Below are 14,921 nucleotides of genomic sequence, written 5' to 3'. Positions count from 1 at the left end.
ATGTCGATCGACTGGGTCACGGTCCTTGCACAGATCGCCAACTTCCTGGTGCTGGTCTGGCTGCTGAAGCGCTTTCTCTACAAGCCGATCCTCAAGGGCATCGATTCCCGCGAGGCCGAGATTGCCGAACGGATGGGGGAGGCGGCGCGCGCCCAGCAGAAGGCGGCCGTCGCCGAGGCGGACTTCGTGGCCCAGAGACAGCAGCTGCAGGCCGATCAGGCCGCCCTGACGGAACGGGTACACGAGGAAGCGAAGCAGCAGCGGGACGCCCTGCTGGCCGAGGCCCGCGAGAAGCTGGCGCAGGAGCGGCAGGACACGCAGGCGCACCTGGCCCGTGAACGGGAGCGCTTCACGACGGAACTCTACAAGGCGAGTGCCGAGACGCTCTACCAGCTGGCGGGCCGGGCGCTGCACGACCTGGCCGACGAGCGCCTGGAGGAGCACATCGCCCGGCATGTGGTCAGCCGGCTGGCGCCGCTGTCGGACGAGCTGGCCGCGGCGGCCGACAACGCCGAGGAAGCGGTGGTCACCACCCATGCCCCGCTGCCGGAGGGCGCTCGGCAGGAGGTGAAGGCCGCACTCCAGGCCCGGCTGCCCGGGCTTACCGTGCGCTTTGCCACGGATGACGACCAGTCCCCCGGGCTGGTGCTGCGCATCGGCAGCATCCAGCTCGACTGGACGGTGGACACCTACACCGACGAACTGGTCGGCCTGCTGGAAGAGCGCCTGACCAGCGGCGTGTCGGGCAGGGTGAACGATCATGGTGGATGAATCGCGGCGGCCCGACGCCCGGGACTTCATCGACCTCCTGCTGGATAGTCCGCCCCCGTCGCCGGTGCTGGCCGAGGTGGGCACGGTGGCGGCGGTGGGGGATGGCATCGCCGTGGTATCCGGGCTGGGGCGTGCCCTGGCGGACGAGCTGCTGGTCTTTGCCTCGGGGGTTCGCGGCGTGGTGCTGGACCTCGAGCCGGGCCGGTTGGGTGTCGTGCTGCTGGGTCCGTCGGAGCGGGTGAGCGCCGGCGAGGACGTGTGGCGCACCCACAAAGTGATCAGTGTGCCGGTGGGGCCGGGCCTGGTCGGCCGCGTGATCGATGCCACCGGCCAGCCCCGGGACGGCCGGGGCAAGGTGTCCGCCGTGGCCGAGCGGCCGGTGGAGGCCCGGGCGCCGGACATCCTCGCCCGCGCGGCCGTCAGTCGCCCGCTGGCGACGGGCCTCAAGGCGATCGATGCCGCGGTGCCGGTCGGCCTGGGGCAGCGGGAGCTGATCATCGGTGATCGGCAGACCGGCAAGACCTCCATCGCCGTGGATACCATCCTCAACCAGGCCCGGTCGGAGGTCCTCAGTATCTATTGCGCCATCGGCCAGCGCGGGGATGCGGTGGCCAGGGTCATCGAGACGCTCAGGGAGAGCGGGCAGCTGGCGAAGACCATCGTGGTGGTCGCCGGCGATGAAGACGCGCCGGGCCTCGCGTATATCGCCCCCTATGCGGCGATGACGATGGCGGAGTACTTCGCCGACCAGGCCCGGGACGTGCTGGTCGTCTTCGACGACCTCACCCACCACGCCCGCTCCTATCGGGAACTCTCGCTGCTGCTGCGGCGCCCGCCGGGGCGCGAGGCGTTTCCCGGCGACATCTTCTACGTGCACGCCCGGCTGCTGGAGCGGGCCGGCCAGTTCACCGAGGAGGCCGGGGGCGGTTCGATCACCGCCCTGCCCGTGGTGGAGACCCAGGCGGAAAACCTGTCGGCTTATATCCCGACCAACCTCATCTCGATCACCGACGGCCAGATCTACCTGTCGCCCCGGCTGGTGCGCAAGAACCAGTTCCCGGCGGTGGACCTCGGGGTGTCGGTGTCGCGGGTGGGCGGCAAGGCCCAGCATCGCGCGTTCCGGGATGTCGCCGGCAACCTGCGCGTCGCCCTCTCCCAGTTCGAGGAATTGGAGGACTTTGCCCGCTTCGGCACCCGGCTGGATGATGCCACCCGAGCGAGACTGAGCCGGGGCGCGGCGGTCCGGGCGGCACTGCGACAGCCCGAGCGGGAGCCGGTGCCGGCGGTGGAGCAGCTGCTGGTGCTGCTGGCGGCGATGGAGGGCATGTTCGACGGGCTGTCGGAGACCCAGGTGGTGGCCGCCATGGCACAGGCCAGGGCGTCGGTGGGCGACGCCCTGGCAGGGGTCGCGACGCGTATCGCAGACAACCAGCCCCTGGGCGACGAGGATCGCGCCGCGATCCTCGCGGTGGCCCGCAGCGCCCTGGGGATATCGGAGGATGGCCGTGACGCAGACACTTGAGGTCCTGTCCCGCCGCCTTGATACGCTGACCAGCATCCGCGGGATCGTGCACACCATGAAGACCATCTCGGCCATCAACGCCGTGCCCTATGAGCGCGCCGCCAGGTCCGTCGAGGCCTATCATCGGACGGTGCGAAGCGGACTCCGGGCCTTCGTCGCCAGAACCGGCCCCATCGCCTTGCCGCAAGCGGAACCGACCGAGAGCATCGCGGTGGTGTTCGGCTCCGACCATGGCCTGTGCGGCAACTACAACGAGCTGCTCGCCGAGAAGGTGCAGGCGGAACTCGCGCCGATGACGCCCGAAGGCTGTGCGCTTCGGGTGCTGTGTGTCGGCGTCCAGATGAATGATGCCCTGGCGGGGCAGGGACTCCGCCCCGAGAGCGTTTTCCTGCCACCGGCCTCGGCGGATGGCATCGGGCGCCTGGCGGGCAGCATCGTCACCCGGCTGGACGACATCGGGCTCGGTGAGCCTCACAACCGGGAGGTCGCGCTGGCCTTTACCCGGCGCGCCGGTCGCGGGCAGCACGAACCGGTAGTGGTGCCGCTGCTGCCCCTCGGGCAGGCGTTCCTGGCGGAACTCGCCGACCGGCCATGGCAATCCCGCTCCCTGCCCGACTATTCGATGCCCAGCGCCGAGCTATTTGCCGCGCTGTTGCGCAGCCATATCTTCGCCAGTGTCTTTCGCGCCTCGGCGGAGGCCATGGTCACCGAGAATGCCGCACGGCTGGCCCTGATGCAGCAGGCCGAGCAGTCGGTGGACGAGCGCCTGGACGAGGTGAAGGGGCAACTGAGGTCGGTGCGCCAGGATGAGATCACCACCGAGCTGCTGGACGTCATCATCGGCTTCGAGGCCTTGCGCAACAAGCCGCGCAGGACCTGAACCCGGGTCTCGCGCCACATCGGTGCTGCATGTCCGGTCGAGGATGGAGACAGCATTCACCTTGACATCGCTACCGCATGTATTTCCTGGGCTACACTTGACCAATATCAAGCCGATACCCAGCTTTAAGGGTTATTTTGAGTTGGCGTTCCGGAGGAAAAGTCCGGTCATCAATAACACCGTGAGGCCTGGTAGATGAAATCGATCACGAAGGCGAAAAGCAGGATGCCTGCCCGGCTCGATCTGTTGCAGAGCCTCAGCGGGCTTGTGCTGGCGCTGTTCATGTGGTTCCACATGTTCTTCGTCGCTTCGATCCTGCTCGGCGCCGATGCCTTCGATCGGGTAGCGGGCTGGATGGAGGGCTCGCTGATCTTCGAGCAGACCTATCCCGTCATTGTCTCCATGGCGGCCATGGGAGTCTTTGCGCTGTTCGTGCTGCATGCGCTTCTGGCGCTGCGCAAGTTTCCCTCCAGCTACCGCCAGTACCGCACCTTCCATGATCACATGAAGCGCATGGGGCATGAGGATACGACGCTCTGGTTCGTCCAGGTCTTCACCGGATTCGCCATGTTCTTTCTCGGGTCGGTTCATCTCTACATCATGATGACTCGCCCCGACACCATCGGCGCCTATGGCTCGGCCAATCGGGTGGTCTCCGAATGGATGTGGCCGCTGTACCTCCTGCTGCTGCTGGCCGTGGAATTGCACGGTTCCATCGGCCTCTACCGCCTGGCGGTCAAGTGGGGCTTTCTGACCGGCAGCAACCCCGTCGAGAGTCGCAGGAAGCTCAAGCGTGCCAAGTGGGGGGTCACGGTCTTTTTCCTGGCGCTCGGGCTGGCCTCCCTGGCCGCCTTCATCAAGATCGGCCTGACCCAGCAGGATCACTTTGGGCAGCCGGTCTTGTCATGGGCGTCATCAGTGCCGGCGGAGCACCCGATGCTGCCTGTCCCCCCCCTCGGAGAATTGTCATGAAGCTGGTCTATACCGATGTCCTCGTCATCGGCGGTGGCCTGGCGGGAATGCGCACCGCCATCGGCGTCAAGCAGCGTGGCCAGGATGTGATCGTGCTCAGCCTGGTGCCGGCCAAACGCTCGCACTCGGCCGCGGCCCAGGGGGGCATGCAGGCGAGCCTCGGCAGCAACGCCATGGGCAGGGGCGACAATGAGGATGTGCATTTCGGTGACACGGTGCGTGGCAGCGACTGGGGAGCCGATCAGCAAGTCGTGCGGATGTTCACCCATGTCGCGCCCAAGGCGATCCGCGAACTGGCCGGCTGGGGAGTGCCCTGGAACCGCGTACAGAAGGGCGACCGCGAGAGCGTGATCAATGCCGAGCGGGTGGTGATCACCGAGAGCGAGGCCGCCCACGGCCTGATCACCGCCCGGGATTTCGGTGGCACCAAGAAATGGCGGACCTGCTACACCTCCGATGGTACCGGCCATGCCATGCTGTTCACCCTGGGGGATCAGACCGTCGCCAATGGCATTCCGGTGATGGAGCGGATGGAGGCCCTGGCGCTGATCCATGACGCCGGCCGCTGCTATGGCGCCATCGTCCGCGACCTGATCACCGGCGAGCTCACCGCCTTCGTTTCCCGGGCCACCGTCATCGCTACCGGCGGATACGGGCGTATCTACAAGGTCTCGACCAACGGCATCATCTGCGAGGGCACCGGCGTGGCCCTGGCACTGGAAACCGGCCGAGCGGCCCTCGGCAACATGGAGGCGGTCCAGTTCCATCCCACCGCCATCGTTCCCGCGGGTATCCTTACCACCGAAGGCTGCCGCGGCGACGGTGGCATCCTGCGCGACGTGGACGGCTATCGCTTCATGCCCGACTACGAGCCCGAAAAGAAGGAGCTGGCCTCGCGGGACGTGGTGTCGCGGCGCATGACCGAGCACATCCGCAAGGGCAAGGGGGTCAAGTCGCCCTACGGCGACCATCTCTGGCTGGACATCACCGTGCTCGGTCGTGCCCATGTGGAGAAGAATCTGCGTGAGGTCACCGACATCTGCCGCTACTTCCTGGGCATCGACCCCGCCGTGGACTGGATCCCGGTTCGGCCCACCCAGCATTACTCCATGGGCGGGATCCGCACCGACCATACCGGCCAAAGCCAGACCCTCAAGGGGCTGTTTGCCTGCGGGGAATCCGCCTGCTGGGACATGCACGGCTTCAACCGCCTGGGGGGCAACTCAGTCGCAGAGACGGTGGTCGCGGGCATGATCGTTGCGGAATTCATCGCCGATTTCTGTGCCTCGTCTGCCAGCGACATCGATATCTCCACCAGCCTGGTCCGCGACTTTCTGGGTCGCGAGCAGGGCAAGCTGGATGCGCTGATGAAGACGTCAGGCACCGAGAGTGTCGTGGCCATCCGCAAGCGCATGGAAGAGATCATGATCGACAAGGTGGGCATCTTCCGCACCGGTGACGAACTCGCCGAGGCCGTGGACGAGCTCGAGCAGCTGCTGGAGAAGAGCCGCCATATCGGGGTGGCCTCGCAGGAGCCTGGTGCCAACCCGGAGCTGGTGGCGGCCTATCGCCTGCCGAAGATGCTCAAGGTGGCGCTCTGCGTGGCCCTGGGGGCGCGGGAGCGCAAGGAGAGTCGCGGCGCCCACTTCCGTGAGGACTACCCGCAGCGCAACGATCGCGATTGGCTGAAGCGGACCCTGGCGACCTGGCCCGACGAGGCCGACAGCCTGCCGCACCTGGATTACGAGGCCATCGATGTGATGGGCATGGAGATGCCGCCGGGATTCCGCGGCTATGGGGTCCGCAATCACATCGATCACCCCGACACCCCGGAACGCGCGGCCGAGGTCGAGCGCGTTCAGGCGGAACATGCCGATGCGGACCGTGTCGAGCTGCAGCGGGCGTTGATGCCCTTCGAAGAACTGCTGCCACCCAGGTACCGAGGCCCCAACCAACGGCTCGAGGATGACACCCATGAGCACTGATTCCCCAGTGGATTCCACCTCTCTTTCGACCTCTCATTCATCCCGGGTGGCATCAGGGCGTCGATTGACGTTCAAGATCCTGCGCCACAATCCCCGGGACCCGGATAGCCATCCCCACATGGCGACCTTCGAACTGGATGAGACGCCGGGAATGACGCTCTTCATCGCCCTGAATGCCATTCGCGATGAGTACGCGCCCTCCCTGCAGTTCGATTTCGTCTGCCGGGCGGGCATCTGCGGCAGCTGCGGCATGCTGATCGACGGGCGCCCCGGTCTGGCCTGCCGGACCCTGACCCAGACCCTCGGCGAGGAGATCACCCTGGCCCCGCTGCCGGCGTTCAAGCTGATCGGCGATCTGTCGGTGGATACCGGCCAGTGGATGCGAGGCATGAGCGAACGCCTGGAGACCTGGGTCCATGGCCAGCAAGAGATCGATCCGGATCGCCTCGAGGAACGGATGGAGCCATCGCTTGCCGAGGAAATCTACGAGCTCGACCGCTGCATCGAGTGCGGCTGCTGCGTGGCCGCCTGCGGGACCGCCCTGATGCGCGAGGATTTCGTCGGCGCCGTGGGGCTCAACAAGATCGCCCGCTTCCGCCTGGACCCCCGTGACGATCGCACCGATGCGGACTATTACGAACTCATCGGCGACGACGACGGGGTGTTTGGCTGCATGACCCTGCTCGGCTGCCAGGATGTCTGTCCCAAGGACCTCACCCTGCAGACCCAGATCGCCTTCCTGCGGCGGCGAATGATCGCCACGGGATAAGCGATATGGCCCGGGAGGCCTTCGACTGAGCCTGCTCGCGGCTGATTGGGAGGCAACAGCGCCCCCGCCGGTATCGGCGGGGGCGCGTGCCTGTCCCGGGGGCGATCAGGGCTCGCTCCGGGCGGTGTGGCTCAGGCGCAGGTGGGCGCGCAGCCGGCGAGCCAGGATGTCCACCGCGATATTGAGCAGCGCGGTGATCAGGATGAGCACCATGGCGCGGTCGAAGCGCAGCTCCTGGATGGCGCTGTCGACGTAGAAGCCCAGGGTGGCGATCCCGAGAATCCCCAATATCGCCGTCTCGCGCATGATGATCTCCCAGCGGTAGAAGAGCAGCGCCAGGAAGGGACCGTAGACCCGCGGTGCCACCTCGTAGGCGTAGCGGTTGATGCCGCCCGGGGCGTCCTGGCGCAGGTGGATCTCGTTGCTGCGGCGTCCGACCAGGTGGCCGATGATGCCGCCGTTGTGCAGCGCCAGGGCGACCACCGCCGGCAGCATCGAGGGCCCCCACAGCTGCAGCAGGATGAAGGCCAGCAGGTACTCGGGGGTGGAGCGCATCACCACCAGCACCCCATGTCCCATGGCGCCGCGCACTCGGCCGGTGAGGTGGCGCCCCGTGAAATGATGGGAGATCAGGGGAAACAGCGTCATCGCCAGGATGCCCGTCAGCACCAGGGCGATCTGGGTCAGCAGCAGGGTGTTCCAGATGCCGGGCAGGGCCTGGCCGAGCAGGAGGTCGCCGAACCAGGGCCAGAGGCCCGCCAGGCCCTCGCCGTTGCGCAGCGGGGCCGGCACGATGTCCTCGGTGAAGAAGCGCGAGACATTGCTCCACATGATCGGTAGCCCGGTACCCAGCAGGAAGGGGGAGGCCGCCAGGTAGAGGGGCAGCAGCCGTGGCCGCGCCCAGAGCCGCAGGGAGGCGATCAGGGCGTAGAAGAGCAGCAGCAGTGCGCCAACCGTGCTGTAGTGGCCCTGGGCGAAGGCGCCTGCCAGATGAAACCCCAGGGTCGGCATGCCGACGAAGCCGATCACCGCGCTCGAGCGCAGGCCGCATTCGAGTCGATAGGCGGTATAGCTGACCAGGTGTGGCCAGGCCTGGCTGATGCGGGTATAGACCAGCGCCGATAGCCGCCCGGCGCGCTGTGGCAGGCTGCGTTCCGGCTGCGGGTCGCACTCGTCGAGGATCTCGGCATAGACCTTGGCGAAGGTGCCGGCGTAGGGAATGGCGATGGCCAGCACCCCGGTGATCGGGTGCAGGCCGAAGCTCTGCAGGAAGATCAGCGCCCAGAACAGCTCATGGATGGCGCGGATGAAGGCGCAGAAGGTACGCACCCAGGCATGCCGGAAGAGCAGGGCCAGCAGCATGCCCGCCGCCGAGCCGAGCCCCACGCCGACGAAGGCAAAGGCCACGGTTCGCAGCAGGGCCTCGCCGAGGAAGTCGACGCGGGAGAAGTCGGGCTGGACCAGCCCCATGAACAGGCGGCCCAGTGCCTGCCAGGGGTCATGGGTACTGATCTCGAAATCGCCGAACAGCAGGCACACCGCGGCCGCAAGGATCAGCCCCAGGGTGACGCGACGGGTGGCGGTCAACGGCATCAGTAGAGCGGCAGCAGGTCAGTGGCGGCCAGCCTCTGGCTGGGCTGGTCGATGGCGATGGCGCCATCCTGGATGCCGATCACCCGGGTGCAGTAGCGCAGCGCCAGTTCCACATCGTGCATGGCCAGTACCGCGGTGGGGTAGGCGTCGGTCAGCGCGGTCAGGACCACCTCGGAGAGGGGACCATCGAGTGCCGAGACCGGCTCATCGGCGAGCAGCATGCCGCCGCCCTGGTGGATAACCCGCGCCGCGGCAACGCGCTGCCGCTGCCCGCCGGAGAGTTCGCCGCAGGGTGTCCAGCGCTTGTCGTCCAGGCCGAGCCGGCCGAGCAGGGCGTCGATCTCCGCCACGTCACGTCGCCGCGGGCGCACCAGGGTCAGCAGGTTGCGCCACCAGGGGTGGCGGTCGAGCCGGCCCATGTAGACGTTGTGGAACACCGAGAGTGTCGACACGAGCCCCAGGTCCTGGGGCATCAGGGCGGCTCCCTGGTCGCGCCAGCGGTCGTACATCACCGACAGCAGCGTCGACTTCCCGGCGCCGCTGCGACCGACCAGCGCCACACGTTCGCCGGGTGCCAGCGTCAGGCTCAGGGGCCCGAGCACGCGCACCTCGCCATAGGTGGCGACGGCATCCTTCAGCGCCAGCACGGTCATCAGTCGAGCAGCCCCAGGGACTGCGCAACCTCGAGGATTTCCCGGTAATCGTCGTTATCGGCCGGGATGAAGCCCGAGCGGGGGAAGCTGGCCAGCAGGTCGGGGTCGTCCATGTCGAGCAGCGCCTGCTGAAGGCGCTCGGTGAAGCCCTTTCCGAAGCGCTCGTCGACATCGCCACGCACCGTCCATTGATAGTCGGGGTAGGGCGGCGTCTCCCAGATCACCTGGACCTGGTCGAGGTCGATGTTGCCTGCCTCGAGTTCGTTCTCCCACGCCTTGTAGCTGACCACGCCGGCCTGGTAGGCGCCGGACTGCACCACCGAGATGGTTCGGCTGTGGTTGCCGCTGAAGCCGACCCGGGCGAACAGCTCGTCGGGCGAGGCGCCGAGGTGCTCGCGCAGGAAGTATTCCGGCAGCAGCCTGCCCGAGGTCGAGCTCCGGGAGCCGAAGCTGAAGGTCAGGCCGCGCAGCCCCTCGGGGGCGCTGTCACCGTCGTGGGGCGCGAGGCCGGTGGCCTGGTTGGCGATGAAGTAGCTCTTGTAGTCGGGGTCTTCCACTCCCTGGGCGATGGCGCGGGAGCCCGGCACCAGCTGGCGTGCCTGCACGCCGGTGAAGCCGCCGAACCAGGCCAGCTGCACCTGGTTGTTGCGAAAGGCGGTGACCGAGGCGGCATAGGAGGTAACCGGAATGAAGCGCACCTCGACGTCGAGTGTCTCGGCGAGGTAGTCGGCCACGGACTGGAAGCGCTGCTGCAGGCGCGTTTCGTCCTCGTCGGGAATGGCGGTGAAGACCAGGGGGGCGGCGGCCGCCACGGCAGGGGTGACGAGAGTGCCGAGGAGCAGGACCAGGGCCAGCGGCGGGCATCGGAACATGTCGGGAGTCCTTTCGGTGTGAGAAACCTGGGGCGGCGAGAACAGGTAATGATACCCAATCGGGCGAACGGTTTCGTGTCAGGGGGCGCAGGTACGGAAACCGGCGAGGATATCCCGGCGCTCCGGGGTAAAGAAGTTACGGTAGCCGTTGTGGATCAGCCGTGACCGCGTGGCCCAGGCACCGCCACGCAGTACGTAGCGGCCCTCCTTGAACCAGGGCGCCGAGTAGTCGCGGTAGAGCTCGGGCGCGAAGCCCGGGAAGGGGCCGAAGGGTGAGGCCGTCCATTCCCAGACGTTGCCCAGCATCTGGCGGCAGCCGAAGGCGCTGTCGCCCTCGGGCAGTGATGCCACGTCCAGCGGTGCCAGGCGCCAGCCGTCCAGGTTGGCCAGCCGGGCAACCGGTGGCGTGTCGCCCCAGGGGAAGAGGCGCTTGCCCGGTGCCAGGGAGCGGCCGTCTGAGCTTGGCTCCCGGCTGGCGGCGACCTCCCACTCGGCTTCGCTGGGCAGGCGGCGCCCGGCCCAGCGGCACCAGGCGTCGGCCTCGAACCAGCTGACATGCACCACCGGCTGGTGGGGGGGCAGCGGCAACCAGCGGTCGAAGCGGCGCTCCTCCCAGCAGCCGTCGTCGCCCTTGCGCCAGTAGACCGGTGCCTGCAGGCCCTGTTGCCCGCGCCAGCGCCAGCCGGCCTCGCTCCACAGCTCGCATCGTGCATAGCCGCCGTCGTCGACGAAGTCGGCGAATTCGGTGTTGGTCACCGGCGCCCGGGCGATCGAGAAGGGCGCCACCTCGACCTCCATGGGGGGCTTCTCATTGTCGAAGCGGAAGGGAACGGTCTCGTCGGAGCCCAGTTGATGGCACCCGCCGGGGATGTCGACATCCCCGGGCAGGGCCCCGGCGAGGAGCTCGGTGGCGGACTCTGTCAGGCAGCCCCCCCGCGTTGGCATGCCCAGCGCGGGCGGCGGGTCGCCCAGGGTCTGGCGGGTGTAGAGGAAGGCCTCGCCGTGCATGTCCTCGTGCAGCGTGGTGAGCTGGTAGACATAGCTCTGGGCAGCACTGGCCTCGCCGTCGGGAAGGCGCTCGAGCATGGCCTCCTGCACCCGTGCCAGGTAGTCCAGGGTGGCCTCGCGCGACGGCAGCGGTAGCGACCAACGGTCGTCATGGGCGATGCTGCTGGAATCGAACAGTCGATCGGCGCCGGCGAGCCGGTAGTCGGGCAGGCCATACAGGCCGCGCAGGGCGAAATGGTCGTGGAAGTAGCCCAGGTGGCCGAGTTCCCACAGCGGGGGATTGACGATCGCCAGCCGCGGGCCGAGTTCGCGGGACGCGAGGGTGTCCCGCATCAGCGCCAGGCTGCGCTCGCGGGCATCGGTGAGCATCGACGCCAATTCGTCGGCGGCACGGGGCGGGGTAGGCGGTGTGGTGAAAGGTGTGGGGAGCATGCCGTCCTCGCAAGGGAAGTGCTGGAGGTACCATGGCATTGAACATAGCCCTGATCACGCCGGCGGGTCGAGGGTCGCATGCCGGCAATCGGGCCACGGCGACCCGCTGGGCGGGGCTGCTGCGAGAGCTGGGCTGCCGTGTCCGCCTGGTGGGGTCCGAGGACGGCCCCGATGCCTGCCGCCTTGCCGGCCAGCCACCGGACCTGGTGCTGGCGCTCCATGCGGTGCGCAGCCATGCGGCCATTCGTGCCTGTCGCGCTGCCTTTCCGGCGTGCCCGCTGGTGGTGGTGCTGACCGGGACCGACGTCTACCGCTTCCAGTACAGCCATCCCGAGCCGTTCCTCGACAGCCTCGCCGCGAGCGATGCCCTGATCGGCCTGCATGATTGCCTGGCCGAGGACCTCCCGGCGCGCTTCCTGTCGCGTCTGCATGTCGTCCACCAGTCGGCCCTCCCCCTGCCGCTCCGTGCCCCGGGGCCCATCCGTCGCCGCTTCGAGGTGCTGGTCGCCGGCCACCTGCGCGAGGAGAAGGACTCGCTGCGCGCGGCCCTGGCCGTGCGCGAGCTGCCATCGACGTCGCGATTGTGCGTGGTGCAGCTCGGCGGCGCCCATAGCCCGGAGTGGGCCGAGGCCGCCCGCGAGGAGATGGCGTGCAACGGGCGTTACCGCTGGCTCGACGACCTGCCTCGCTGGCGGGTGCGCCAGTGGATGGCCCGGGCACGGCTGATGGTGATCAGCTCGCGCATGGAAGGAGGCGCCAATGTGGTCAGCGAGGCCTGCGTGGCCGGCCTGCCGGTGCTGGCCTCGGCGATCCCCGGTAACCGCGGCCTGCTGGGCGAGGACTACGCCGGCTACTTCCCGGTGGCCGATACCGCGGCCCTGCGGGAACGGCTGCTGCAGGCCGAGGCCGAGCCGGCGTTCGTCGATCGTCTCCGCCGGCAGGTGCTGGCGCGGGCGCCGAGGTTCCGTCCCGAGGCCGAACGGGCGGGGCTGGCGCGGGTCATTGCCGCCTGCGGCCTCACGTCTTAGCGCCATCCGTCAGATGGATGGGTTCCAGCGAGTCGCTGGGCTCGAGGACGCGGCCGATGACGGCGGCCCTGGCGTACCCCAGGGCGTGCAGGGCCGCGAGGCAGGCGTCGGCGCGCTCGGCGGGCACGCTGGCCAGCAGGCCGCCGGCGGTCTGGGGATCGAACAGCAGCGGATAGCGGGGGTGCTCGACCCAGGCCGCCTGGTCGCGGATGGCCCGGCGCAGGCGCACGTTGGCGGGCTGCAGCGAGCTCAGGATCCCGGCGGCGACGGTCTCCTCGGCGCCCTCGAGCAGCGGCAGCGCGGCCAGGTCGAGTTCGGCATCCACTTCCGAGGGGCGCGTCATCTCCACCAGATGGCCCAGCAGGCCGAAGCCGGTGAGGTCGGTACAGGCGGTGGCGCCGTACTCGCGCAGGCAGGCCGCGGCCTCGCGGCTGGACTGGCACATGCTGTCGAGGGCGGCGTCGATCCAGCGACCCCGGGCACCCAGCCGGGCATGGGCGGCGAACAGGGTGCCGGTGCCGATGGGCTTGGTCAGGATCAGCACCTGCCCCGCGCGCAGGCCGCCTTTCGTCAGGATACCGTCGTTCCGGATACCGTCGCCCTCGGCGTCGATCAGGCCGTTGACGGCGAAGCCCAGGGCCAGCTCGGCCCCCTCGCCGGTGTGGCCGCCGACCAGGGCGCAGTCGGCGGCATTGAGCACCTCGAGGGCGCCGGTCATCATCTGGAAGACGGTGTCCTCGACCTTGGCCTCGAGCCCCTGGGGGACCGTGGCGATCGCGGTGGCGGTCTGCGCCTCGGCCCCCATGGCGAAGATGTCGCCCAGGGCGTGGTTGGCGGCGACCTTGCCGAACACATAGGGGTCGTCGATGAAGGCGCGGAAGAAGTCGACGGTATGCACCATGGCCTTGCCCGGCGGCACCCGCACCACGGCGGCATCGTCCGGGGCGTGCAGGCCCACCAGCACCTCGTCCCGGTCCACCGGCTGCAGGGTCGAGAGGGCACGAGAGAGCACCGAGGCGCCGACCTTGGCGCCACAGCCGCCGCAGCGCATGGCGATGGCCGAGATTGCCTGGGCGTTCTCCTCCTCGTCGAGGACTACCTTGCTGGGCCGGGGCGCCTGCATGGCGCCGTGCTCCATCGGCGGCAGGTCGTTGAGCCGGGTTGTGAATCGGGCCATGAAACGCCGGTCGATGCCGTCCTTCCAGCGCCACACCCAGTCTCCCGCGAGAAAGAGCCCCCCGCGTGACGCCACGGCATGGCGGTCGCCGGTGCTGATCAGGGCCAGCCACCGCGCCTGGGGGCGGTAGGGTTTCAGGGGCTTGCCGGTCACCGCGGCACGCAGGTTGTCTGCCAGCGGACGTCCCTGGCGCACGGCGAAGACCCCGGCCTTCTCGCGGGGATGGTCGACCTGGCTGGCAATATCGCCAGCGGCGAAGATGCGCGGATCGGAGAGCGACTGAAGGGTGTCGCCGACCCGGATGAAGCCGTCGTCGTCGAGTGCCAGGCGGGTATCGCGCAGCCAGGCGGCCCCGCCGGCATTGGTGACCCAGATGATCTCGTCGGCGGCATGCCAGTTGCCGTCGGCGGTCTGCAGACGGCCCGCCTCGACATCGACCACGTCGGTGGCAGTGTGCACCTCGACGCCGCGCTGCCTGAGGGTGGCCTGGAAGTGGGCGCGTACCCGTGCGTTGTGAGTCGGCAGGATCTGCGCGCCACGGGTGAACAGGGAGAAGCGCAGCTCATTCGGGTCGCGGGCCTGGGCGCCGAGTTCGTTGCCCAGCCGGTGCTGCATGGCCAGCAGCAGCTCGACGCCGCCGGCGCCGCCGCCGACGACCGCGATGCGGGTCTGGCCCGGGTGCTGCCCGGCGTGTGGGTGCGTGAGACGCTCGAGCAGCCTCTGCCAGCGGTCGTTGAACTGATGGATAGGCTTGACCGGCACCGCATGCTCGCCGGCACCGCTGACCGAATTCATGCTGGGTGTCGAGCCGATATTGATCGACAGCCAGTCATAGGGCACCGGCGGGCGCGAGCGGCAGTGGATGGTCTGCGCATCGTGGTCGATGCCGATGGCCTCGTCGCGGAAGAAGCGTGCCCCGGCGTACTCCGCCAGGCGGCGCAGGTCGATATGCACGTCATCGTAGGTGTAGTGCCCGGCCACATAGCCCGGCAGCATGCCCGAGTAGGGGGTATGGGTGTCGCGGCAGATCATGGTGAGCCTGACGCCGGGCTCCGGGCGCATGGCAAAACGCTTGAGGACGCCGACGTGGGTGTGGCCGCCGCCGACCAGCACGATATCCCGTAACACTTGTAACCCCTGGGGCTGCTGCGGTTGCTGCATGGTCAGGCTCGCTCTAGATTGGTGAGACATTGGCGTTGGCGTCACAGTCTAAAGGTTAATCGACAACGCGACGCCATCTCGGTGTCGGCGTGTTGTCG

At 68.4% G+C, this 14,921-nt stretch carries 12 protein-coding genes; 7 read left to right on the top strand and 5 right to left on the bottom strand.

Annotated features, from left to right (window positions below):
* From IBX53_RS00585 to IBX53_RS00560, 6 genes are all read left to right on the top strand, one after another.
* A complete protein-coding gene (locus IBX53_RS00585) occupies positions 1-771 on the top strand; it encodes a F0F1 ATP synthase subunit delta (protein WP_290903772.1) in 771 nt (256 codons plus the stop codon).
* The gene (locus IBX53_RS00580) at positions 761-2,293 is read left to right on the top strand and encodes a F0F1 ATP synthase subunit alpha (protein WP_290903770.1); all 1,533 of its coding nucleotides are present in this window, start codon (positions 761-763) and stop codon (positions 2,291-2,293) included. Before IBX53_RS00585 ends, IBX53_RS00580 begins: the two co-directional genes overlap by 11 nt.
* Entirely contained in the window at positions 2,277-3,173 is an 897-nt protein-coding gene (locus IBX53_RS00575; protein ID WP_290903768.1) for a FoF1 ATP synthase subunit gamma, read from the top strand. The genes IBX53_RS00580 and IBX53_RS00575 overlap by 17 nt, the downstream gene beginning before the upstream one ends.
* Positions 3,174-3,368: 195 nt before the next feature.
* Positions 3,369-4,145, top strand: coding sequence for a fumarate reductase cytochrome b subunit (locus tag IBX53_RS00570; RefSeq protein WP_290903765.1), 777 nt, complete (start codon positions 3,369-3,371; stop codon positions 4,143-4,145).
* Entirely contained in the window at positions 4,142-6,130 is a 1,989-nt protein-coding gene (locus IBX53_RS00565) for a fumarate reductase flavoprotein subunit (RefSeq protein ID WP_290903763.1), read from the top strand. The genes IBX53_RS00570 and IBX53_RS00565 overlap by 4 nt, the downstream gene beginning before the upstream one ends.
* A gap of 64 nt (positions 6,131-6,194) precedes the next feature.
* Positions 6,195-6,899, top strand: a complete 705-nt coding sequence (locus IBX53_RS00560; protein WP_290903761.1) for a fumarate reductase iron-sulfur subunit — start codon at positions 6,195-6,197, stop codon at positions 6,897-6,899.
* A gap of 105 nt (positions 6,900-7,004) precedes the next feature.
* Here IBX53_RS00560 and IBX53_RS00555 read toward each other — a convergent pair whose 3' ends face one another.
* The 4 genes from IBX53_RS00555 to senA all read right to left on the bottom strand — a co-directional run bounded on the left by IBX53_RS00555 (position 7,005) and on the right by senA (position 11,457).
* Positions 7,005-8,492 carry an ABC transporter permease gene (locus IBX53_RS00555; RefSeq protein ID WP_290903759.1) on the bottom strand — a complete coding sequence of 496 codons (1,488 nt, stop codon included), beginning with the start codon at positions 8,490-8,492 and terminating at the stop codon, positions 7,005-7,007.
* Complete coding sequence (locus tag IBX53_RS00550; RefSeq protein WP_290903757.1) at positions 8,492-9,145, bottom strand: ATP-binding cassette domain-containing protein; 654 nt, start codon at positions 9,143-9,145, stop codon at positions 8,492-8,494. Before IBX53_RS00550 ends, IBX53_RS00555 begins: the two co-directional genes overlap by 1 nt.
* Positions 9,145-10,017: a putative selenate ABC transporter substrate-binding protein gene (locus IBX53_RS00545; RefSeq protein ID WP_290903755.1), complete on the bottom strand. Its 873-nt coding sequence runs from the start codon at positions 10,015-10,017 to the stop codon at positions 9,145-9,147. Before IBX53_RS00545 ends, IBX53_RS00550 begins: the two co-directional genes overlap by 1 nt.
* 78 nt (positions 10,018-10,095) lie before the next feature.
* The gene (gene senA / locus IBX53_RS00540; RefSeq protein ID WP_290903752.1) at positions 10,096-11,457 is read right to left on the bottom strand and encodes a selenoneine synthase SenA; all 1,362 of its coding nucleotides are present in this window, start codon (positions 11,455-11,457) and stop codon (positions 10,096-10,098) included.
* Positions 11,458-11,489: 32 nt separating this feature from the next.
* Between senA and senB the strand changes: the two genes are divergently transcribed.
* Entirely contained in the window at positions 11,490-12,485 is a 996-nt protein-coding gene (senB, locus tag IBX53_RS00535) for a selenoneine biosynthesis selenosugar synthase SenB (protein ID WP_290903750.1), read from the top strand.
* On the opposite strand, the gene selD is transcribed toward senB, so the two are convergent.
* Positions 12,475-14,823, bottom strand: a complete 2,349-nt coding sequence (gene selD, locus IBX53_RS00530) for a selenide, water dikinase SelD (RefSeq protein ID WP_290903748.1) — start codon at positions 14,821-14,823, stop codon at positions 12,475-12,477. The two genes, senB and selD, sit on opposite strands and share 11 nt — an antisense overlap.
* Positions 14,824-14,921: the final 98 nt, after the last annotated feature.

The organism is Halomonas sp. (genome assembly GCF_014859505.1).
Lineage (GTDB): Bacteria > Pseudomonadota > Gammaproteobacteria > Pseudomonadales > Halomonadaceae > Halomonas.
This window is presented reverse-complemented; position numbering and strand designations above follow the sequence as displayed.